This window comes from Ruegeria sp. CDSB022 (assembly GCF_059611145.1).
In genome coordinates, this window is sequence record NZ_JBXWOZ010000006.1 from 158378 (window position 1) to 180572 (window position 22195).

Below are 22195 nucleotides of genomic sequence, written 5' to 3' on the forward strand. Positions count from 1 at the left end.
AAGAACCGAAGGAAGAGCGCGGACCATCATCAGCTGTCACTCCGCCCAAGACGCAGCACAAAGCGCAGAACAAAGAGCAACGTTCCCAACACAACAAGCACGCTGAACAAAGTGCCAATGCGGTCATGGGTCAGCCATTCTTCGTAGTGTACCGCCCAACGGCGGGGAATCGAAGCCGCGCCAGAGAACAGAAACACTGTCACAAACCCTGCGGCACCCGCGAGGTAGGTCACAAAGGCGACACGGTCCAACCCGCTCATCTGGGCGATCGTTTTGCCACGTACCAGCCAGGCCATGAAACCAAAGGCCATCGCCACCTCGCCCAGCAGCAGGTAGGTATGGAAATGCCCCGGGACCCACATAGTGTTGTGCATCACCTTGTTCACGCTGATCATTCCATCGATCGACGCGGGGATTGAGCCAACCGCCCAGCCTGCCACGGACAGAACCAGCAGCGAGGACGTCAGATCCCAGGTCATTTTTGAGCCGCGCACGTAGAGGAAAGCAGAGAATGCCGTGACCGCTATGAGGGGAATGCCGCTGAAGTACGAGACCAATTGCCCGACCACCAGCATCCAGGGTGGCATGACCACATCCTGAAGCAGATGGTGCCAGTATACAGCCATCACGAATATCAGTACGGCATTCCAGGCTATCGCAAACAGTCGGTTCGTTTTCCAAGGCTTGCCGGTGTATTCCGGCAGGATTTCATAAACCGCAGTCACCGCCATATAGATCGAGGCATTGATGAAAACGTGGCCAAAGAAATAGATCAGGTTCTTGGCCAGCAGCGCATTTACTTCAAATCCCGGTACCAGAAGATGGACAAGGCTTGCCACCAAAACCGCTGCGCCCAGGATGATCCCGATCGAATTGAATATGGTCACCGCCGCCGCTGCAACGATGGTTGGTGGTGGAGGATTGTCGTCCTCACGTCCGAGGATCAGATTCCAACCTAGCGCCCGGACAAGATTGCCATAGCGGGCATGGATCTGGCGGCCAAGCTCGAGGTAATAAAGCAGAAAACCAATGCCAATTGAAACATAACCCAGCATAAACGTTGCAGCTGCATCCGCTTCCCACGCTCCGCCGGACATCGCGGGCAAGGGAAACAGGAATGTCCATGCGCCGCCATATCCGCCGATGAAGATCGAGCCTAGGATCAGGACAACACCCAACAGGAACAGGGCAAGGAAAGCCCAGAAAATTACAGCTGTCAGGACAATGTGACGTCCGCAAAAATACCACATGATCGCGGCGCCAGACAGCGCCGCTGTACCGACCATTCCGGCACCATGGGCCGTCAGGAGCTGATAGAACAATGCCGGATCCACTTCGATCCATTGACCCTGCGCGGCGCGCATGATCAGGCCAAAGACCATCATCAAGGCAAAAACCACGCCTGAAAGGATCATCGTGAGCTTGACTGCTCCGGTTTGAGGTTCAGCGGCGATTGATTTCCCCGCAAAAGGTTCAGATGCAGTGCTCATTCAGTCCTCCACCGCGACGACTTCGAATTCGTTGACCATGTCCTGATGCGCCACTCCGCAGAACTCCATGCACAGGATTTGGTAGGAGCCCGGATCATCGAACGTATACGTGACTTCGGTTGTGTAGCCCGGGATCACCTGGACCTGCGTCAGAAGGCGAAGGTCTGAGGTGTAAATGCCCAATCCGTGGGTAACGTCTTCGGTCGTGGCGCTAAAATTTATGGGTATTCCAACGGGAATCTCGACGGTGTCGATATCCCACCACCACTGCCCGCTGGTGATAGAGACGGTCAAGGCGTCGTCTGTGCTGGCTACGGCATGTGGCCACGGTCGCAATGTGCCAACCGCAACAATTACGCCGACAATCGTCATTGCCCAGATCAAGCCCGAACGTTTCGAGTTGGCCTTGGGTCCGGGTTCCGGCCCATCAGAAGCCCGCACGGCCAACCAGAAGACAAGTGACAGCACTGCCATCAGGATCAGAGAGATCAATAACACAACGGGCTGCATGAGCCATCTCCCATATTAGGTATTATAAATACCTAATATAAAGGTAAGAAAAAGATGTCAATAAAATAGGCATTTTCAAAGCCTATTTTTTATGGGAAGAATAACTATGCAAATTACCAAGTTCTCCGACTATGCCCTGCGCATCCTGATCCATCTTGCCACCCACGAAGAAGGGTTGATGTCGACGCGTGAGATCGCGGCTATGCAAAACTTGCCCTTTAATCACCTGGCCAAGATCTCGCAGTGGCTTACACACGAGGGCTATGTAGAATCCATGCGTGGGCGCAACGGTGGCATGCGTATGGCCCTACCTCCCAATGCGATATCGATTGGCGGCCTACTACGAAAATCCGAACGCGGCACACCTTTGGTGGAATGCATGAAGGAAGACGGCGGCTGTTGCGTAATGACGCCCGCTTGTGGATTGTTGCCAATTCTGAACGAAGCTCAGGAGGCGTTTTTTGCTGCCTTGGACACCAAGACTTTACAGGACGTATTGGAAGGAAACCGTGGCATGAAAAACCTGATCCGAGCGTTGGAAGTCAGTCATGCGCTGGCATCAAGCGATTAATACGCAAACTGTAGTCCTATAATAATTTGATTGTTACTTGGCCGCGCCAGGCACAGCCTTTTCAATCGCCTGCCCTTCCCATGCCTCGAAAGCCATGGAAAGGTGCCATGCCTTGAACCCGATGTAGCCGACAAGAAGGACCAGTATCATCAGATACATTGCCCTTCGGAATCGTGGATTTTCTTCAACTTGGTGCATCTTCTGCATTCCACAGTAGATACAACGTGAGCATTCGAATCTGGGCGTCGCTCAGACGTCCTTCCCACGCAGGCATCACACCTTGCCGACCGTGATAAATGCTATGGTAAATCTCATCCCGGTCGCCTCCATAGATCCAGCGTTCATCACCCAGATCGGGCGCGCCGATTTCATAGCCCCCGCGCCCGTCATCGCCATGACAGGCCGCACAGTTTTCTTCGAAGATCAATCTACCGGTGCCAGCCGCCGTCGCATCATGCTGCTTTCCAGAGAGGGCCAAGACAAATTCTGTAACCTCTTCAACCTGCTGCTTTTCGATCATGCCGTCTGCGCCAAACGCCAGCATCTGTGCAATCCGTGTATCGTCATGCTGCGCATTGATCCCATAGCGTATGGTCGCCTCAACCTCTTCTGGTGCGCCTGACCACAGCCAATGTCCGTCTACCAGATTGGGAAAACCAGGCTGCCCTTTCAGATCATTCCGGTGACAAGCGGCACAATTGTCAGCGTAAAGCTTGGAAATCGACGCTCTATACCTTGCCTCCAGTGTTGGGTCTGCGGCCAGTTCTTCGAGATCCTGTGACGCAAAAGGCGCAAATGTCATTTCACGATCAGCATTCGCTTGCTGAAGTTCTGCAACAACCTCTAATCGGGATGAATACCCCAACAGCCCTTTTGCATAGTCGCGCGCACCTGGGAAGGATGGGTAGAACACCCAAAACAGTGCTGCGATGATGATACTGATCCACAAAGCCCATCGGGCCGCCCAGGGAACAGGTGTGTCCAACTCTTTGATACCGTCCCACTCGTGGCCGGTCAGATCAGTACCGGAAACCGGATCCTTTCCCTTTAGCGCCACGGCTGATCCTCCTGATGGTCCAGCGGAGATTGCGCAGCGTCATCGTAGACTTTTCGCCGTGAGGGCCAGTAGGTCCAGACAACTGCGGCAAGGAAGACGACCAGCAGGTAGATTGCACCCCAGGTCTTGGAGAAGACAAGAACGGTATCATGTGTCATCGATTAATCTCCTCGTGATCTACCGAATCCAGATCGGCCAATGTGCCAAGAACCTGCAGATAGGCCACAAGGGCATCCATTTCCGTCAACTCACTCGGGTGCCCGTCGTAATCCCTGACCTGAACGTTTTCACCGTAACTTTCTTGCAGTTCACCTTCATAATATTGCTCGGCATCTGCTTGCCATGCAGCATCCTTTTCCGCATTTTCGATCTGAGCATCTGTGTAAGGCACCCCGGCGCGGCTAAGGGCTCTTAAAGAGGCAGGCAGGTGGCCTGTTTCCAGCCGCGCGTCAGACAAAAACGCATAACCAGGCATGATCGAGCCTTCCACCAGCTCTCGTGGCGCTTCCAGATGCACCACATGCCATGCGTCAGAGTATTTACCGCCAACTCGCGCCAAGTCCGGCCCTGTACGTTTCGAGCCCCATTGGAACGGGTGGTCATACATGCTTTCGGCGGCGAGGCTGTAGTGCCCATAGCGTTCGATATCCGACCGTAGGGTGCGGATCATTTGACTGTGGCAGGCATAGCAGCCCTCGCGCACATAAATATCGCGCCCGGCCAGTTCCAGCGGAGTGTAGGGCCGCATACCGTCGACTTCTTCCACCGTGTTTTCGATGGTGAACAAAGGGGCGATTTCAACAATGCCACCGATTGATGCAACCAGCAGGATGGCCATGGCAAAGCCAAGTGAGTGGCGTTCGAGCTTTTGGTGTTGTGTACTCATGGGCTGCTACTCCGCCGGCTGGACCAAAGGTCCGGATTGCCTGGTCTCGGTTTGCCGCGGCCCACTGACCGTCATGTAGATGTTGTATGCACCGATGCACGCTCCGATCAGATACAGCAGCCCCCCGATCGCACGGGCGACATAGTAAGGATGCATTGCGATCACACTGTCGAGGAAGGAATAAAGAAACGCACCATCCGCATCATAGGTCTGCCACATCAGCGATTGTGTGATGCCACTGTTCCACATTGCGCCGACGTAAATCAGCGTCCCGCTCAGGGCGAGCCAGAAGTGCCATGCCTCCAGCCGCAATGAATACACGCCATCTCGTTTCCAAATCCAGGGCACCATTTTATACATGGCACCAAAGGTGATGAAGGCGACCCAGCCCAACGCGCCGGCATGTACGTGGCCGACGGTCCAATCCGTGTAGTGGCTCAGCGAATTGACCGGACGGATCGCCATGAACGACCCTTCGAATGTCGACAGTCCGTAGAACAGAATCGCGACCATCATAAACCGGACCGCCGGATCCGTCCGGACCTTATCCCAAGCCCCGTTGATCGTAAGGATTCCGTTGAACACAGAGGCCCAGCTGGGGACCAGCAGGATGATCGACATGGTCATGCCAAGGTACTGAACCCAGTCCGGTAGCGCCGTGTAGTGAAGGTGATGTGAGCCAGCCCAAAGATACAGAAAGGTGATCCCCCAGAAGCCAACAATTGACATTCGGTAAGAGTAGATTGGCCGGTTCACAGCTTTGGGCAAGAAGTAATACAGCATCCCTAGGAACCCGGCGGTCAGCAGGAAGCCAACAGCATTGTGCCCATACCACCATTGCGTCATTGCATCCTGTGTGCCGGAAAACAGCGAGTAGCTTTTGGGATAGGCAATGGAAACCGGAACCGAGAGGTTGTTCACCGTATGCAGCATCGCGATGACGACGATGAAGGCCAGGTAGTACCAGTTAGCCACATATATATGCGGTTCGGCCCGGCGAGAGAGCGTCTTTAGGTACAGACCTAGATAACCAACCCAGACGATCAGCAAAACCAGATCCATATACCATTCCGGTTCGGCATATTCCTTCGATTGGGTGATCCCCAAGGGGTAGCCGGTCGCCGCAAGGACCATGAACAGATTGTACCCCCAGAACACCATCCAGGGCAGCGATTCACTGGCCAATCTGGCGCGCGAGGTACGTTGGACCACATAAAACGACGTCGCGATTAACGCGTTGCCACCAAAACCAAAAATCACGGCAGATGTATGAACCGGGCGCAACCGGCCGAAGTTCGACCAGAACATATCACCGTTCAGTGCTGGAAACGCCAACTGCCAGGCGAGGATATCGCCAACCGTGAACCCTATGATTGCCCAAATCAGCGCGGCGATGACACCAAACCGAATGACCTTGTCATTGTATTCTAAAGGGATGTCCTTTGGGGCCTCGCTCAAACGGTTGATCATCCACATCAACCCCCAACCAGCGGCTATTGCGATCAACCAACCGTGCAGCACGTAGGCGGTAGGAACCCCCCAGCCAAGTATGGCTACGCCACCGACAAAGATCAAAGCAAGGGCACACAGGACGGCAGCATCCTCAAGAAAACTCTCACGCTGCATCGGGCGCCTCCTGCCGGTGGAAGCGTACTTCAAACTCAACTTCGCCAATCGGGTTCACCGAATGAGTTTCCTGTGGCGCGAACACAGCAGTGGCCCCAACGCCCAGAACCAGATCACCCTTGTCATCCCGGCTCAGTAGAAGTTGCCCATGTTGCACAGCCAATTGACCCCAAACACCCGCTTTGGTGCTGTGATCTTTGCGCAGCTTTTCTGGCAATGTCTCATGCGTGAACCGCGAGGTCGCATAGTGCACCACGCCTTTTGGAAGCGCTTCAGTCATTTATGCATCTCCATGAAAAAGCTCGGCATAAGCATGCCAGGTCGCGTACCCGAGCAATGGGAACACCACGACCAAACCCAGTAGCCCGGACAGTATTCCAACCAAAGTCAAAAGAGTGATGATGGCTCCCCAGCACAAGCAAAGCTTGAAGTTGTGAGTGGTGGCGTTGAAACTGAGCCCCATAGCCGAGAAGCCATCGATCTTGCGGTCGATCAGCATTGGCAATGAAAACGCTGACACCGCAAACCCTAATGCCGCAAACAGCCCGCCAACCAATGATCCTGCGATTAACAGCGCCCATCCTGATGGCGTAGTAATCAGCAAAAGCAGCGTATCTGCGAAGCTTGAGAATGGGCGCAGCCCGTAGACTATGGCGAACATAACTGTGGCCGCGCGAATCCAGATGAGAGCAAAAACCATCAGTATGACGCCCACCAACGTAATCTGACCCGTGGCCGCTCTGAGCCCTGTTTTACCGCTTGCTACGGAATAAAGACCAATCGTTGCAAGTGGTCCGACCAAAACGCCGCCAGCTAGCAAAGGCAACAAAACCCAACCAAGATCGTTGAGCATCAGGGCCGCAATGCAAATCCACCCCAGAACTACGAGTGAACCACCGTAAAGCAAGGAATATCCCGGGTTGCGTTTCACGTCGCCCCAGCCCGCCTGCAGCCAACGTTTGACAACGCGTGCGGGAGGATCAGAGATGACCTGAGCTTTGGTATAGACAGAGACCGTCATGACAACACCGGTGGAGTGTCAGCCTCACGACGAAAGTTCTCAATTCCGAATGACAAGCCCTTACCGATCCTGGTGGCCAAATGAGAGAACGCTTCGGCGGTTGCAGGTTTAAGGGCTTTTTTTGCGGTGTCTTCGAACAGGTCGAGCCACAGGCGAAAATGTTCTGGTAGGATTTCAGAGTTCGCCAGGTGAACCTGCATCGGGTTACCCGAATAGCCTGCCTCTCGTAGAATGGCGCCGCGCCAAAAGGCTGCGATCTTTTCTTCGTGTTCCGGCCAATCTTCGATTGCCCTGTCAAATACCGGCCCCAGATCAGGATGCACTCTGATGCGCGCATAGAACTGGTTGACCAAAGTCGCGATTTCATCCGCTGTGATGTCAAACATATGTGGCCGAATTGGCATGGTACGAGTCATCGGATCTACCTTAACGATACGCCTCACTATCTGTGTGCTATAATAGGTATTGTCAATACCTATTATAGCGTGAATGGTGTGATCAACATCAAGGGGAAAGGCGCGTGGGTCTATCTTTACCCAGCCGTCGACAACCACGGCAAAACGCTCGACGGAATAGAAGTGGTGCACATAATCCGCAAAGGGCAAATCACGCCCGGTGTCTGTCCGTTTCGGCAATTTACGGAGCTGGCGGCTTAGTCCGCCGGTACAAAGATATCACTGTGGCAAGTTAAAACTTCGCAACAGATCCCGTCCGGTTTATTGCGCCGATGATAATGTGATCTGCCGACGGAAGCCGGCAGGTGAGAGCCCAATTTCCCTCTTGAAAACGCGTGCAAAAGCAGAATCCGATGCGTATCCAGCGCGTTCTGCCGCATCCGAAACAGAACTTGATGGGTCAGTAAGACAGCGTTTCGCGATCTCCAGCCGCCAAGCTGTTACGTATTGCATTGGCGACATCGCCATCTTTTTCTGAAACTGAACCGCAAAGTTTGTTCGTGACATGCCTGCAATGCGCGCCATTGTTTCTATCGTCCAGGATGCGCTTGGATCCTTGTGAAACGCGTCAAGAGCCCGAGCCAGATGGTGATCAGAGAATCCGTTCAAGCCCCACCTCGAGGATTCGTCACTTTCCACAAACGAACGTATTGCCTGCGCAAGAATGGCTTCTGACATCTTCAAAGCAATGAGATCGCCACCGAGGCGAAGACCCCCGGCCTCATCTCCGATCATGCGCAGTGTCGCCTCCATCCATTTTCCAGCGGATTCCCCGTAATTCCTTAGGTGAATGATCGGTGGAAGGCGTTCCAACAGTATGTGTTTTGCATGAGGGTCGAATGAAAAATGGCCGCAGATAAGTTGCGTGTCACGTTCATCGCCGTCGCCGCCGTAAACCAGAACCCCAGTTCCAGTGTATCCCGACCGCTCGATTACCGTGTCCAGCGGCAAAACTGCATCTCTTGTTTCAGCCGCGCAGTACAACTTGTGTGACGCGCCATGCGGAACAATCAACAGATCGCCCTGCTCCAGCCCCACCACTTTTTCATATCCTTCAACTTCGATCAGGCAATTGCCCCTATGAGCAAAATGAAATCGGGCGACGTTATTGAACTTGGGAACTTCAATCCCCCAAGGGGTGGTCAACGAAGTTCGAAAATAGAGCGCGCCTTGAACAGACAGTTTCGTAAGGATATCGCTAAGCAAATCAAGCATGCATTTTCATGGCATTATTTGGCGTTTTTGTACAGCAGCTTGAACGATCTGCACAGAAAATCGAACGTTCCCGCATATATCTCACTTCCCGGTTCGGATTACTCCTATTGCCATCGTAACACTCAGTGGAGTCTCCAAAATGAAGAAACTGATTTCCGCATTTGCTGTGGCACTTTCCATGACTGGCGCTCAAGCCTCTGCGCAGGACGTCGCCGAGATGAGCGATCTCGAATACGCTCACATTGCCTATACGGCCGATAACATCGACATTCGGTATGCCTATCTGGCGCTAGCTTTGTCGTCGAACCCCGACATCCATGAATTCGCAAACACGATGATCCGCGACCATACTGCCGTGAATGAAGCGGCCTTGGGCCTGCTCGAAAAACTGGGCGTGTCAGCGCAGGACAATGCGTTCAGCCAAACGCTGAATGCCAATGCCGAAGAGATCATCGATGGCTTCGTCAAGCTGCGTGGAGCAGAGTTTGATGCCGCTTATGCAGCCAATGAATTGGCCTATCACCAGGCGGTGAATGATCTGGTGGAGAACACAATGATCCCCAATATCGACAATGCCGAGGTGAAGGCTCTGTTCGAGCAGGGACTTGAGATCTTTAAAGCCCATGAAGGCCACGCCGAAATGATGGTCGAGGCACTGCAGTGATGGGAAAAGCCCATTCACGCCGTCGCATAATGGTTGGAGCGGTCGCATCGGCGGCCGCTCTCGCTTTAACCCGAACGCGAGCCCGGGCGGCAGAACCCGTAGTCCACGAAGTTAGGATCAAAGCATTCGCATTCACGCCAAAGCTTCTGAACGTGTCTGTTGGTGATACCATTCAATGGACCAATGAAGATCTGGCACCACATACGGCCACAGCCGATGAGTTCGGATGGGACACTGGGGAGATCCCAAACGGTGTCAGCGCCAAAGTTGAGGTTACTAAAGGTATGGAAACAAAATATTTCTGTGCGTTTCATCCACATATGAATGGAACAATATTGATCATGTGATTTGACTCATTGGATCGACTGAACGAAAGCGGACTATGATGCAGGGCGCAGCATATGGAGCTTTGGGCTTCGCGCCTTCCAGCTTCTGTTGGGGCACACAAAGATGGACAGCACGATCAGGTATCTTGGTGTTGAACTTGAAGATGCCTTGGCTATCTCCGAAGCCATTGAAATATAATATCTCTGGGCCGCTCTCGCAGGCAGCCCGATGCGGACCGTCATCGCAACTTCAAGTGCTGCGATGCAGCGTTCTCAAAATCCGGCAATGGTCACGAGCAATATGCGACTTCACTGCACGGAAGTGAATGAGTGCTTTAATTGGCATATTCTTTCGACAGAAACTCGGGCGACTCGAAGAAAGTGGATTTCTGTCTGGCAAACACTGTTTTGTGTTCTGACACCCCATCCACTAGGGATGGTTTTGCATTTAGCAGGAAGTGAGCCGACCTATGCATAACATCATTGCACGAAGAAACTTCGCCGTTGCGGTAGCAGAAGAGGCAGGCGCGCTTGCACTAGAGTATTTTGCTTCCAGAGATACCTTGGTCATTGATCAAAAAGGCGCGCAAGACTGGGTCAGCGAGGCGGATCGCAACGTCGAGACCTTCATTCGCCAAAAGATTGTGAACTCTTTTCCCGATGATGGGATTTATGGCGAAGAACACGCGGAAAAAGCTGGCTCCAGCGGTTTTGACTGGGTGATCGATCCGATTGATGGGACAACGAACTTCGTCAATGGCATTCCGGCCTGGACGATTGTCTTAGCGTGCGTTTCGGACAGTCAGACGCAGGTCGGTGTGATTTTCGAGCCAAACGTTGGTGAAACTTACGTGGCGGTCCGAGGCGAAGGTGCCACTTTGAATGGACACGCCATGCAGGTTGCCTCAAGCGTGGAGCTGGCAAGTGGAACCGTCTCAATAGGTTATTCGAACCGGGTCGAGGCATCAAAAGTCATACCGGTGATTGCGGCCCTTATCGAACGTGGCGCTCTCTATCATCGCAATGCAAGCGGTGCGCTTTCGCTGGCCTATGTCGCGGCGGGACGTCTATTGGGGTACATTGAAGAGCACATGAACGCCTGGGATTGCCTCGCCGGTCAGTTGATGATTGCCGAAGCAGGTGGCGAGATCGAGGATCAAGACGCCGACGGGATGATCCGGGACGGTGGTCGCGTAATCGCTGGCACACCGGCCGTGTTCGAGACCTTGAAAATGATCTGCGACGACGCTTGGAACGAATGACGTCCTTCAGGCAATCGGGCTCGACCCGAATTCAGGTTGAAGAGTTTTAATATCCGCACGCCAGAAGTGGCCCAGACCAGGTTGAACAATCCGACGATCGATTTTCTGCCCTGCAAGATGGCACCAAAGCAGTGTTCCGACCGCGCCTTGGGTTACAATGGCCAAGTCTTTTCCGTCTTGGTTTATGACGATTGACAAGACTGTTCGAACGATACGCAGTTGCGCGGCATGGGCTGTTTCCCAACTGCAGAAGCTGGACATAGGTGCCTTGAAAAAGGTGTCAGCGGCGGACCTTGAATATCGAGGGAGGAAGGAACCCGGTAGTGTTTCGGTCGTTCTCACTCAATCCAGGCTCGGAATTCGCGACCAGCCCCAAAGGCTTTGCAAGGATAGCGTCTGTATCGGACGCTTTTCGCTCGGTACTGGACCAGATATCTGTCACGCTAGACATGGTCTTACTTTGTGAAAATGTGTCGGCTCGGGCGCGGCCAATTTCACTCAAACCCCATTCGGTGACCGGTGTCTCTGGCTCAAGGACGACCTCCGGTTGAGAGACGACTAAAAGTTTACCCACGTCACCCTTCCGGCAACAGAACGGGGCCACGTTCGGCAAAAGACATTTTGACTTCCGAGCCGATTTCCAGTGGCTCGTCCACGTCGTCCTGCACAGCAAATACCTGCCCGAAGGCACCGGCCAGAGTGTACTCCATCCGCACGCCAACATAGGTCGCCTTGGCAACTTTGGCCGGGATGCCGGTATCAGATCCAATCAATATCCGTGACGGGCGCACGGCCAGCGTTGCGGGACCAGGCGTTAGGCCACGAGAGGGGAGCGTGTGTTGATAGCCCTCGATTTCGATCGTGGCTAAATCGCCTTTGACGGAAAGAATAGTGCAACTGATCAGGTTAGCCTCACCAATGAAATCGGCCACGAACCGGTCAACCGGCGCATCATATAGTTTACGCGGCGTGCCGATCTGTGCGATGGCAGCGTTGCGCATGACGACAATCTCATCTGAAACGGCAAGGGCTTCTTCCTGATCGTGAGTCACATAGACGACGGTCAAACCGAGATCTTGCTGAATGGCGCGGATATCTTCGCGCACCTGGCGGCGCAGTTTTGCATCGAGGTTTGAGAGAGGTTCGTCAAAGAGCAAAACCTGTGGCTCCAAAACCAACGCACGAGCGACGGCAACGCGCTGTTGCTGCCCCCCGGAGAGTTCACTTGGCAAACGGTTGTCGAAGCCCTTCAGGCCAACCAAGTCTAACCCATGCAGCGCGCGCGATCGGGACTCGCGCTTGTCGAAGCCGGAAAAGGTCAACCCATACATGACGTTTTCCAGCACGCTCATATGAGGAAAAAGCGCGTAGGATTGGAAGACCATCGACACGTCACGGTCGGTAGCGGGTAATTTGGTCACGTCTCGGTCGCCGATCAGAATTCGACCCGAGGTCGCCATTTCCAGTCCTGCGATCATGCGCAACGTCGTCGTTTTACCGCAGCCCGAGGGGCCTAAAAGCGTCACCAGTTTGCCCGCTTGGACGTGCAGATCGATGCTGTCGACGGCCACCACATCCTTGCCGAACACTTTCGAAACACCGTCGAAACGAACAGGCGCGGCTTTACTTGCTATAGTCGTTTCGGTCATGTCGTTTTCTCTGTCCCGAGTTGTGTACGTCGCCCGATCTGAACACGGCCCACGAGGATTTGTAACATCCCGACTGCCGCCAACATCACGAAGATCAGCGTTGTGGAATATGCGATTGCAAGACCGTAATCGTTGTTTTCGACCCGACCGATAATGTAGCTGGTAGCCATGTCATACTCTGCTGAAACAAGGAATATCACCGCCGAAATCGCCGTCATGGCCCGGACAAAACTGTAAACCAGCGCAGCTAGGATAGCGGGCCGTAAAAGAGGAAGAATTACCCGCCTGAAAGTCTGCCAGGAATTTGCACCGAGCGTCAGCGAAGACTCGTCAAGCGACTTGTCTAATTGTGACATAGACGCAATACCCGCGCGAACCCCAACCGGCATATTGCGGAAGATAAAGCTGACGACAAGGATAACGCCTGTGCCAGTGATCTCGATCGGGGGCACGTTGAATGCCAGGATATAGCTTACGCCAATAACCGTGCCGGGAATGGCGAAAGAGAGCATCGTACCAAACTCAAACGCATTCTTTCCCGCAAAACTTTGCCGTGTCAGCAGATAGGCAGTGACCAACCCCACGGCGGCCGTCAACGGTGCGGCAATGGCAGCAATGGTGATTGTGGTCCAGAAGCTATCCCAGGCGGCTCCGGTCCAGCGAATACCTTCTTCTTCGAAGCGAACCGAAAAGGCTGTGACGTAGTGCTTGAACGTCAGCGAGTTATCAACGCCCCACAGTTCGACGATACTTCCATAGATGATCATCCCGTAAACCACGGCAGTGAAAACCGCCCAGGCAATTGCAATGCCCAGAACCGGTATGGCAAGGCCGCGCGGCATCAAGGGGTGCACACCCGCGTCGCCCTTGCCGGAAACTGTGGTATAACTCTTTTTCCCCAGCCACGCGCGCTGCGCATAGAAGGCGGAAAGTGTGAAGAACAGCAGCACCATGGCCAGAACAGCAGCCCGGCCCTGATCGTATTGCGCACCGACGATGGCAAAAAATATCTCAGTCGAAAGCACATCGAAGTTTCCGCCCAAGACAAGTGGGTTGCCAAAATCGGCCATGGATTCGATGAACCCAAGCAGGAAGGCATTGGCCAGGCCGGGACGCATCAGAGGCAGGGACACGGTTTTGAATGTTTGCCAACGATTGGCTCGAAGGGTTTGGGCGGCCTCTTCCATCGAAGGTGACACCCCTTCGACCACCCCGATCAAAACCAGAAAGGCGATCGGCGTAAATGCCAGAGTCTGAGCGATCAGCACCCCGGGCATACCATAAAGCCAGCGCGTAGGCTGCACACCAAAGATCTCAGCAACAAATTTGGTGACCGAACCGGAAAGCCCAAACAGCAGGATCAGTGCAAGACCAATCACGAAGGGCGGTGTGATAATCGGCAAAACTGTCAGCGCGCGCATCCCGCGTTTAAAACGAAAACCTGACCGTGTGACGACAAGTGCAAAACATAGTCCAAGTGCCGTCGTGATGAAGCCCACAAGAACTGCAAGAAACAGAGAGTTCCACGCGGCGCCGCATTTGGCACCGGCAAAACAGCCCAAGCCCCAAAGTCGGTCATCAAAGAACTTCGAGGCAAAAACCGAAACTGAATAGACACCATCTTCGGTAACGAAGGCGGCAAACAACATCTTCGCAATTGGAAAGAAAACGAAAATTGTAACAATGGTGATTACGCCACCAATAGCGCTAACGACGAAAACGTCGCCGTTGATAGCGCCGCGCGCTGCAATACCCTGAGTTAAAAGGAACAGAAACGCTGTGGCGCAGATCATCGCGCCGTATCCCATGCCGAACTGGCGGATCTTCGGTTCTCCGAACAGCACCTTCATCCATTCGAAATTGAACCCGCGAAGGCCAATTGAGAACCCTTGCGCAATCAGCCAGCCAAAACCCAAGGCACCAGCCAAAATCAGGATACGTGCATATTGTGGATCGGACTTTGGCTTGCCGAGTATCAACAAAGGCAAGGTAAGCGGGACCAAAAGCGGCGTAAGCCACAGCTTTTCGCCCTGTCCGATCAGGAAAGCAGCGGGCGCATAATCTTCATCGAACGGATATCCATCGACCAGCCATACGAATGACCAAATGCCATCCTCCACCATGAACCATGGCAGCAGACAGAAACCAACCCACCCGGCAACAATCCAGAAGATCAGAACCGGGTGGTTCGTTTTTGGTGTGGTGTCAGTCACTTACTGTGGCAGTACTGAGACCTCTTCGTCCCATTTCTGCAAGAGACGCTTGCGTTCGTCAGACGAGCCGTACTTTTTGAAGTCATAGTCAATAAGCTTGATCTGGCTCATGTCAGGTGCGCTTTCAGAGGTCTCCGAATTTTTGTTGGACGGAACCTGGAAGGCGTTAACCTCAAGCGCAAGGTTCTGGGCCTCGGGGCTGAGCGCCCAGTCATAGAACTTTTTGGCTTCTTCTTCATTTCGAGCGCCGTCAATGATCGACATCGAACCGATCTCATAGCCTGTGCCTTCGCATGGGGCCACGACCTTGACTGGAAAACCTGATACGGCCTGCTTGACCGCATCATGCATGAAGACGATGCCGATGGTGTTCTCACCCCGGCCGGCGGCCTTGATTGGGGCAGAACCCGACTTGGTGTATTGGTTGATGTTCGAATGTAGGCCCTTCATGAACTCAAAGCCGTCGTCTTCGCCAAATATCTGAACCATCGAGGCAAGCGTCGTATAAGCGGTGCCCGAGGAATTCGGGTTTGCCATTTGCACGTGCCCTTTATACTCGGGCTTCAGCAAGTCTTTCCAACATGCGGGCTCGGGCAAGCTGTTCGCGGCCAAGAGGTCGGAGTTATAACCGTAGCCGAGTGCGCCTGAATAAATTCCGATGGTCTTGTTTCCTGCACTTTCAGCCTGCGAGATCGCCCAGTCGTGAAGCTGGTCACGCATCGGCGACACGTACTCCATCGTCAAGCCTTCTTCGGCGGCTTGCAAATGGGGATCACCGGTACCGCCCCACCATACATCGCCTTTAGGGTTAGAACTTTCCGCGCGAATTTGTGCAAACGTCTCGCCCGAGGACTTGCGGGTCATATTGACGTCTATACCAGTGGCATCCTCGAAACTGCGCGCCATGAGTTGACACCAATCTTCCTGTGCCGAGCAGTAAAACGTCAGCTTCTCAGCTTGGGCCGCAGTTAGCGAAGCCGCAAATGCTATCAGCGATCCCGCCAGCGTCGTCGTCAGATTTTTCAATTTCTTTCCTCCCCTATGTGTCGTGCCGAAATTTTCAGCGCGATACTCGCCAATTCGTCGCTAGTGGCGGTCGCTCTAAGTCGCTAGTTGATCTAATTGCGTTGGCCAGATCAACACCCGACCAGCCTCCCAATGACAGAAGCAATCTCAACACTGTACTGCTAGTTCTGCAAGAAAATTCAACGAGCATTGGTTTTTGCACCGTTGGGTATTGAACCGCCAAGCCTGTTTACAGCACCAAGTTTGAGTATCGGGAGCGTATTTTGATGCCGCATTGTTTAGGCAGCCCTTTGCTGAGGCGGCCGCTTCCTCCAGCGTAGAGCAAGCATCGTATTTCGAACTTAAGATCTGCTTTTCGTCTGCAAACTAGGTCTCTGTGCGAGTGCTGCGAACTTCTGCTTTCCTGAAGGTTTTTCGATGCGGGCCGAGGTACAGCTTTGCCTTCGCCGCAACTGATGAAAAATGCTCGAAGCGCAGCTCAGGCTGAACAGCAAATACGCATAGCGTCGAGAATCGCGGCGTGCATATTGCGGCCTGCGATCGCGTCACCAATTCGGGCCAGATAGAACTGGCCATCCGGCTCGTCTTCCCTGAACGGGAATGAACCATTGATCAGCGCCTTGTGATCAACCTGCCCAAGGTTTCGCGAACTTGGCTTTAGATCGTGATAGAGCGCGTCCGTCGGGATTAGACCTTGCTCGACAACCACGTGGTCGACAAGACGCTTGGTGATATCACCGGTCAAGACATTGCGCAGGCTGGCGCACACCCGGTTTCCCTCTTGGCTTAGAGCACGGAGTTCGTGGAGGCAGGTAAAGGTCACCCCGTTGGCTGCCAGATCGCGCAAAGCAACGGCAGAGGTCGTTGGGCCAAGGTCATGCAGAATCGCCCGGTCGGGGGTCACAAGTTCGACGCTGTGGCCAGCGCCTGCCAACATGTCGGCAGTGACTGCCGCGGGATGGTCTCCAATCTCGTCGAACAATAGAACTTCGCCCGAGACACGCGCTTCTCCTGACAGAACCTCCCAACTGGAGAGCGCCAGATCGCCGCCCGGAATGGATACTGGCTCGGGCCATCCTCCGGTAGCAACAATGACTAATTCCGGGGCTTCTCTAAGCACGTCACCGGCCTCGACATAGGTATTCATGCGAAGATCAACACCAAGGGTGGTAACCTCGGAAATCAACCAATCGGCAACACCCCATATCTGCCTGCGTGTCCCGCCCTTGGCTGCCAAAACAAGCTGCCCCCCCATCCGATCTGACGCCTCGAACAAAACCACATCGTGACCGCGCAAGGCACTGACCCGCGCTGCCTCCAGCCCGCCAGGTCCGCCGCCGACGACAACCACCTTCCTTCGGGTGCGGCTGGCAGGAATGACATGGGGTAAAGTTTGCTCCCGCCCGGTGGCGGCATTGTGTCCGCACACGGCGGGCTTGCCCTGATTGACCCGGTCCACGCAATACCCGAGGCCAACACAGGTACGGATACGATCCTCTTCCCCGCGTGCCAGTTTTGCCACCAAATAAGGATCAGCCATTTGGGCGCGCGTCATGCCGACCAGATCGACATGGCCGCCTGTAACCGCGTGGCGAGCCGTTGCAATGTCTGCGATGCCGCCTGCATGCAGAATCGGCAGGTTGACGGCTTCGCGGATGCGTCCGGCCACAGTAATATGCGGAGCGGCTGGCAGACCCATAGGACGCACCCATTCAGCAAGGCCAAGGTCATCGTAGGGCGCCCCGACCAAGATGTTGAGCAGGTCGACATGGCCACTATCTTCCAGCATCCGGGCGGCGGCAATGCAGTCCTCGGCGCTCAGCCCGCCCTCAATCAACTCATCGCCGGTGATGCGCATGGACAGTATGAACTTCGGACCGACCTCTGCGCGCACCGCATCCAATACCTGCAGGGTCAGGCGCATGCGGTTCTTCAACGTTCCACCAAAGGCATCGTCGCGTTGGTTGGTGAGTGGAGACAGAAACTGGCCCAGCAAATGCGAGTGGGACAGAAGCTCGATCCCATCGAACCCGCCCTGCTGACAACGTCGCGCCGCAGCGGCATAGTCGCCGATCACTCGTTCAATGTCCTCTTGTTCCATTGCTTTGGGAAAGGCGCGGTGCGCGCGTTCGCGAACGCCGGACGGGGCAATAACCGGTAACCAATGCCCATCATCCCAAGCAGTGCGGCGTCCCATATGAGTGATTTGACACATGATAGCGGCCCCATGCAGGTGCAAACCATCCGTGAGCTTCCGAAACCAGGGAACGATACTGTCGTCGCCGGCATAAAGCTGGCCGAATACCGAGGGGCTGTCGGGAGCGATATTTGTCGATCCTCCGATCATTGTCAGGGCCACGCCACCCTTGGCCTTTTCTTCGTGATACAGCCTGTAACGGTCTCGAGGATGACCATCTTCGACGTAATTGGGCGCGTGAGAGGTGCTGACGATACGGTTGCGCAGCGTCAAGTGCTTGAGCTGAAACGGATCAAGTAGTTTCGCCATGATCAACTCCCTTCGGTAACGACACCGGTCTAAAAACAGCTCCGGGTCGGGCCCGTTTGACAGCTTCTGTGACTGACAACGTTCGCTGTCAAAGGTATGCTACTTGGGAAATACGGGGAGAGAGTTCACTTTTTCCGACACTGATCCACAAAATGACGACCACACCAAGAAATGTGGAACGCCACTGACCTTTGACTCAATTGACAGCCAAAACCTCAATGAGTCGGAGGATCACGTCATTCAATTCTAACCTAAACGTTGGGCATTTCTGACCCAGAAAGTATACGGTTAGAGTCTCAAATGAGCCCTAGCCATGGGGTCCAATCCTATTGAGACATGGCGTTAAGGATGAAAAGGGTAATACTCAAGGAATTTCATGAACGCGTTGCTTAGCCGCCGAACCCCGCCGCCTCGGGAAGCCACGTGGATAAAGATGGGAATGCAAAGACGAGGATCAGGCCCAGCAGCATTAGCGCTGCATATGGCAAGGCGCCGCGAATAACCTCGTACAAAGGGGCTTTGGCAATGCCCTTGATGACGAAGAGATTCATCCCCACGGGAGGTGTGATCAGCGCAAGTTCGAGGTTGATCATTAGCAGGATGCCGTACCAAATTGGATCGATCCCCAATGCCAGCATGACAGGAAAAACGATTGGCGTCGTGATCAGGATGATCGAGATGGTCTCCAAAAACATGCCCAGCACCAGAATGAGCAGCATAACAGCTACGACAAACATGGCGGGGCTGAGGCCCATTGCCGTCACTTGTTCGACGATCTTTATGGGCAGGCGAATAATGGTTACGGCGTGACCAAACAGCGCCGCAGCAGCCAGGATCATGAACAGCATCGCCGTTGTGCGCACTGTTTCAAACGCAGTCACCCAAGGGTCGTTCAGACCGAAATTGCGGTAAACAACTACACTGATGAACAGCGCGTAAAGGCAGCCAATAGAAGCTGCTTCAGTAGCCGTAAATACTCCGAGGTAGATTCCGCCCAAAACCACCGGTGGCATCAATAAGGCCCAGATCGACTGTCTCATACGTGACCAAATAACGCCCATACCTGCAAATGGTTGAGAGACAGCCGTGCCCCCAAACCCAGCGCTGACCATCGCCCAAACCGCGAATATGACAGCCATCATGATACTCGGCACCAACCCGGCTAGGAAAAGAGCTCCGATCGAGGCCTCGGTTACAATGGCATAGAGAATAAGAGGCCCAGAGGGAGGAATCAGAATCCCGAGCGTACCGCCCGCTGCAATCACACCGTAGGAATTGCTGGGGCTGTAGTTGAAGCGCTTCATCTGCGAGATAGCCGTCGAGCCAATAGTAAGTGCTGTGGCTACAGACGAACCGGAAATGGCTGCGAATATGGTGCAGGAGAGGATCGTGGCGACCCCAAGTCCACCACGCAAATGGCCGACCATTGCATTTGCTGCATCGTAAAGGTCCTTAACCACGCCGGCACGGATCATCACGTGAGCCAAGAAAGCAAACATCGGTATAGCCGTAAGAAGTCCGTTGTTCAGTTTGGCAAACACCGTATCAGCCGCGCTATTCACGTTGCCCTCCGTCAGCATCATTTTGATTAGCGATGTAAGCCCGAGCCCGGCAAAGATTGGCATACCCGTGAGCAAGAGGACAATCAGACCGGCCAAAATAAGAAACGTCCTCATGGTCGGCGCACCGTCAGAAGCGTAAAGATGCGAGCCAGAGCCGCAAGGATTAGTATCATCATGCCGATGAGTAGGAAGCCTTGCGGAATCCACATTTGAACGCTCAGATACCCGTCTGAATAGATCCCGAAATCGTATGAGAACTGCACCATAATCACCGCGCTGTAGAGAACAGCCGCAGCGACCAGGATCACACCAATCATCCCCCAAACCTCAACCAGCCATTGAGTGCGAGGTCCGGCGCGTTCAGTCAGCAGGTCGACCCCACAGTGCACTGGGCTACCGCCCGCCAGCTCCCGAAACCATCATCTCAATGTATCACAGGCCAATGATGCACTAACAATCAACTTGGACCAGTCAGATGAGGCTGCTCAGAACGTGGCCTCGCGACCGAACGCTAGGAGGCAGTCTTGCTACAGTTACCGATGTTAGCGACCTGAAATTAGAACGCATTGATCCGACCCTCAAACCGGGTGGATTTAGCACTCTGGTCAGATTGACCGTGAAAGTCGAAGGCGGCCATTGGGGGCACGCCCACATACGCGCCGTTACGTTCAGGGCGCTGGTTGAAGTTATACCAGAAGCCGGGCAATGGGAGTTGGATGGACTAACTGTAATCGAGGCTCGCGATCCAAATGCATAAGTGTTTAAGACCAAAGGTTTTTGCTTTCGGTATTTTTTTGTCAGCTTGATTTTGTCACTGACGCTGTCAGCCTCGGCGCATTTTTTGCTGAATCTCAATGTCCGCGTAACGCATGTCGAGCATTCCGTGGATAATCTGCGCGTCTTTATGCGTACACCCATGCCCTATCTGGTTGCGGACAAGGTCGGCGAGCAGGACGATGACGCTCTGCCAGATGCTGCACCATTCACGACCAATGCCATGAGTAACAGTCAGTTGGTCCATTTTGTCGACTTGCAAGCTGTAATGAGCGATCCCAACGGGCTGGGGCAAATCGCCGAAGGTGGGTTGCACCTGTTGATCGACGACCACCGCTTAAGAGGAACAGTTGAGGCCGTTCGCTTGCATCGCGTTGGAATTGAGCCCGGATTTGCAACTTTAGCCGAGGCTCAACAGGCAGTAGACACCGAAACGGCCTTAACGCCACCGCTTTTTGTTGGTGACACGATTGTCGATCTCGTCCTGCATTATGACACTGACGGCCCGGTCCAATCGTACAGCATTGCCAACGTGCTGGACCCCGGTTTGCCGGATCAGGACCAAACGGCGAACCTCATTCTCGATTACGCGTCTGACACACCGCAGATTTTCCGGTCTCGGGGTCTGATTACCGACCCTGTGGAGGTTCAGCAAGAAGGGTACGGAGGATTCCTGAGTTTTGTCTGGGAAGGCACACGACATATTCTCGAAGGTTTGGATCATGTTCTGTTTGTTGTGTGTTTGGTCATTGGGGCGCAAACACTCAGGGCGCTATTACTGCGTGCAACCGGTTTTACCGTGGGGCATAGCGTAACGCTGTCGCTGGGGTTTTTCGGGTTTGTGCCGTCGGGCGTGTGGTTTGTTCCTGCCGTCGAAACCGGGATCGCGCTTTCTATCATTTTTGCAGCCGCAGCGGCGTTTAAGAGCTTCAAGGACCGCGCGCGTTCTGAATTCGCGATGGTACTTTTGACAACGCTGATTGGCCTCTTGCATGGTCTTGGATTCAGCTTTGTGTTGCACAAGATTTTGCAGGTTACATCCCCAAATATCTGGTAGAGCCTGCTTGCTTTCAATTTAGGCGTCGAGCTTGGCCAGGTCGCCATAATTCTTGCGCTCTGGCCTGACTTGATAATGTGTCGGCGCGTGAGCTCCAGTTTGTGGATGTCCCTACGAGTGGGCTTAGCCGGTGGATGTGCGGCTATGGCCTGCTTTTGGACCTTTCAACGAATTGCCGAGGTTTATTCCACGCTGGCTTAAGGTCATTGCGATGGCGCGTACCGTGATGATCGCCTGAGAGAATAGCGGACATTCGACTGTTCTGCAGCATAAGACAGATTGGGCTCAGCGCGGCCCGATGCTCGCGCGGCAATGCCGTTGTGAT

General features: G+C 54.0%; 21 protein-coding genes and 3 pseudogenes. 7 read left to right on the plus strand and 17 right to left on the minus strand.

All coding sequences use genetic code 11. From position 1 onward, the window contains the following. Positions 1–29: 29 nt before the first annotated feature. Positions 30–1490, minus strand: coding sequence for a cbb3-type cytochrome c oxidase subunit I (locus AC2FIZ_RS12340; protein WP_281973914.1), 1461 nt, complete (start codon positions 1488–1490; stop codon positions 30–32). Beyond that, positions 1491–2000 (minus strand): cytochrome C oxidase subunit I, encoded by a 510-nt coding sequence (locus AC2FIZ_RS12345; protein ID WP_281973915.1) that lies wholly within the window; start codon positions 1998–2000, stop codon positions 1491–1493. It lies immediately after the preceding gene. 106 nt (positions 2001–2106) lie between these two features. Between AC2FIZ_RS12345 and AC2FIZ_RS12350 the strand changes: the two genes are divergently transcribed. Next, positions 2107–2571 (plus strand): RrF2 family transcriptional regulator, encoded by a 465-nt coding sequence (locus AC2FIZ_RS12350; protein ID WP_281973916.1) that lies wholly within the window; start codon positions 2107–2109, stop codon positions 2569–2571. Positions 2572–2604: 33 nt separating this feature from the next. Here AC2FIZ_RS12350 and AC2FIZ_RS12355 read toward each other — a convergent pair whose 3' ends face one another. From AC2FIZ_RS12355 to AC2FIZ_RS12390, 8 genes are read right to left on the minus strand one after another with little or no spacing between them, the layout of a single operon-like run. Then, positions 2605–2730, minus strand: a complete 126-nt coding sequence (locus AC2FIZ_RS12355) for a hypothetical protein (protein WP_271949891.1) — start codon at positions 2728–2730, stop codon at positions 2605–2607. A gap of 25 nt (positions 2731–2755) precedes the next feature. Further along, positions 2756–3628, minus strand: a complete 873-nt coding sequence (gene ccoP, locus AC2FIZ_RS12360) for a cytochrome-c oxidase, cbb3-type subunit III (RefSeq protein WP_281973917.1) — start codon at positions 3626–3628, stop codon at positions 2756–2758. Then, entirely contained in the window at positions 3619–3786 is a 168-nt protein-coding gene (locus AC2FIZ_RS12365; protein ID WP_281973918.1) for a cbb3-type cytochrome c oxidase subunit 3, read from the minus strand. Before AC2FIZ_RS12365 ends, ccoP begins: the two co-directional genes overlap by 10 nt. Then, positions 3783–4514 (minus strand): cytochrome-c oxidase, cbb3-type subunit II, encoded by a 732-nt coding sequence (ccoO, locus tag AC2FIZ_RS12370; RefSeq protein ID WP_281973919.1) that lies wholly within the window; start codon positions 4512–4514, stop codon positions 3783–3785. Before ccoO ends, AC2FIZ_RS12365 begins: the two co-directional genes overlap by 4 nt. A 6-nt stretch (positions 4515–4520) precedes the next feature. Beyond that, positions 4521–6140, minus strand: a complete 1620-nt coding sequence (ccoN, locus tag AC2FIZ_RS12375) for a cytochrome-c oxidase, cbb3-type subunit I (protein ID WP_142637651.1) — start codon at positions 6138–6140, stop codon at positions 4521–4523. After that, positions 6130–6420, minus strand: coding sequence for a TehB-like domain-containing protein (locus AC2FIZ_RS12380; RefSeq protein ID WP_142637649.1), 291 nt, complete (start codon positions 6418–6420; stop codon positions 6130–6132). Before AC2FIZ_RS12380 ends, ccoN begins: the two co-directional genes overlap by 11 nt. After that, positions 6421–7161, minus strand: a complete 741-nt coding sequence (locus AC2FIZ_RS12385; protein WP_142637647.1) for a DUF2189 domain-containing protein — start codon at positions 7159–7161, stop codon at positions 6421–6423. Then, complete coding sequence (locus tag AC2FIZ_RS12390; RefSeq protein ID WP_281973920.1) at positions 7158–7577, minus strand: group III truncated hemoglobin; 420 nt, start codon at positions 7575–7577, stop codon at positions 7158–7160. Before AC2FIZ_RS12390 ends, AC2FIZ_RS12385 begins: the two co-directional genes overlap by 4 nt. Positions 7578–7718: 141 nt before the next feature. Here AC2FIZ_RS12390 and AC2FIZ_RS12395 point away from each other — a divergent pair. Further along, positions 7719–7817 (plus strand): annotated as a pseudogene (locus AC2FIZ_RS12395) (IS6 family transposase); the annotation flags it as partial. A 60-nt stretch (positions 7818–7877) separates the two neighbouring features. On the opposite strand, the gene AC2FIZ_RS12400 reads toward AC2FIZ_RS12395, so the two are convergent. Continuing rightward, positions 7878–8831 (minus strand): AraC family transcriptional regulator, encoded by a 954-nt coding sequence (locus AC2FIZ_RS12400; protein WP_142637643.1) that lies wholly within the window; start codon positions 8829–8831, stop codon positions 7878–7880. A 139-nt stretch (positions 8832–8970) separates the two neighbouring features. Between AC2FIZ_RS12400 and AC2FIZ_RS12405 the strand changes: the two genes are divergently transcribed. The 4 genes and pseudogenes from AC2FIZ_RS12405 to AC2FIZ_RS12420 all read left to right on the plus strand — a co-directional run bounded on the left by AC2FIZ_RS12405 (position 8971) and on the right by AC2FIZ_RS12420 (position 11083). Further along, the gene (locus AC2FIZ_RS12405; RefSeq protein WP_142637641.1) at positions 8971–9495 is read left to right on the plus strand and encodes a DUF4142 domain-containing protein; all 525 of its coding nucleotides are present in this window, start codon (positions 8971–8973) and stop codon (positions 9493–9495) included. A 29-nt stretch (positions 9496–9524) separates the two neighbouring features. Next, positions 9525–9842 carry a cupredoxin domain-containing protein gene (locus tag AC2FIZ_RS12410; protein WP_496791088.1) on the plus strand — a complete coding sequence of 106 codons (318 nt, stop codon included), beginning with the start codon at positions 9525–9527 and terminating at the stop codon, positions 9840–9842. Between the two features lie 67 nt (positions 9843–9909). After that, positions 9910–10020 (plus strand): annotated as a pseudogene (locus AC2FIZ_RS12415) (integrase); the annotation flags it as partial. 271 nt (positions 10021–10291) lie between these two features. Then, the gene (locus AC2FIZ_RS12420; protein ID WP_281973921.1) at positions 10292–11083 is read left to right on the plus strand and encodes an inositol monophosphatase family protein; all 792 of its coding nucleotides are present in this window, start codon (positions 10292–10294) and stop codon (positions 11081–11083) included. Positions 11084–11658: 575 nt separating this feature from the next. Here the strand turns inward: AC2FIZ_RS12420 and AC2FIZ_RS12425 are convergent. From AC2FIZ_RS12425 to AC2FIZ_RS12450, 6 genes are all read right to left on the minus strand, one after another. Beyond that, positions 11659–12732 carry an ABC transporter ATP-binding protein gene (locus tag AC2FIZ_RS12425; protein WP_281973922.1) on the minus strand — a complete coding sequence of 358 codons (1074 nt, stop codon included), beginning with the start codon at positions 12730–12732 and terminating at the stop codon, positions 11659–11661. Beyond that, a complete protein-coding gene (locus AC2FIZ_RS12430; protein WP_496690063.1) occupies positions 12729–14945 on the minus strand; it encodes an ABC transporter permease in 2217 nt (738 codons plus the stop codon). Before AC2FIZ_RS12430 ends, AC2FIZ_RS12425 begins: the two co-directional genes overlap by 4 nt. Further along, the gene (locus tag AC2FIZ_RS12435; protein WP_142637631.1) at positions 14946–15971 is read right to left on the minus strand and encodes an ABC transporter substrate-binding protein; all 1026 of its coding nucleotides are present in this window, start codon (positions 15969–15971) and stop codon (positions 14946–14948) included. Between the two features lie 478 nt (positions 15972–16449). Then, positions 16450–18477, minus strand: coding sequence for an oxidoreductase (locus AC2FIZ_RS12440; protein WP_496791089.1), 2028 nt, complete (start codon positions 18475–18477; stop codon positions 16450–16452). 389 nt (positions 18478–18866) lie between these two features. Continuing rightward, entirely contained in the window at positions 18867–20153 is a 1287-nt protein-coding gene (locus tag AC2FIZ_RS12445) for a TRAP transporter large permease (protein ID WP_496791091.1), read from the minus strand. Then, positions 20150–20428, minus strand: coding sequence for a TRAP transporter small permease subunit (locus AC2FIZ_RS12450; protein WP_281995473.1), 279 nt, complete (start codon positions 20426–20428; stop codon positions 20150–20152). Before AC2FIZ_RS12450 ends, AC2FIZ_RS12445 begins: the two co-directional genes overlap by 4 nt. Before the next feature lie 653 nt (positions 20429–21081). Here AC2FIZ_RS12450 and AC2FIZ_RS12455 point away from each other — a divergent pair. Beyond that, positions 21082–22071, plus strand: a pseudogene (locus AC2FIZ_RS12455) (HupE/UreJ family protein). The last annotated feature ends 124 nt before the right edge of the window (positions 22072–22195 follow it).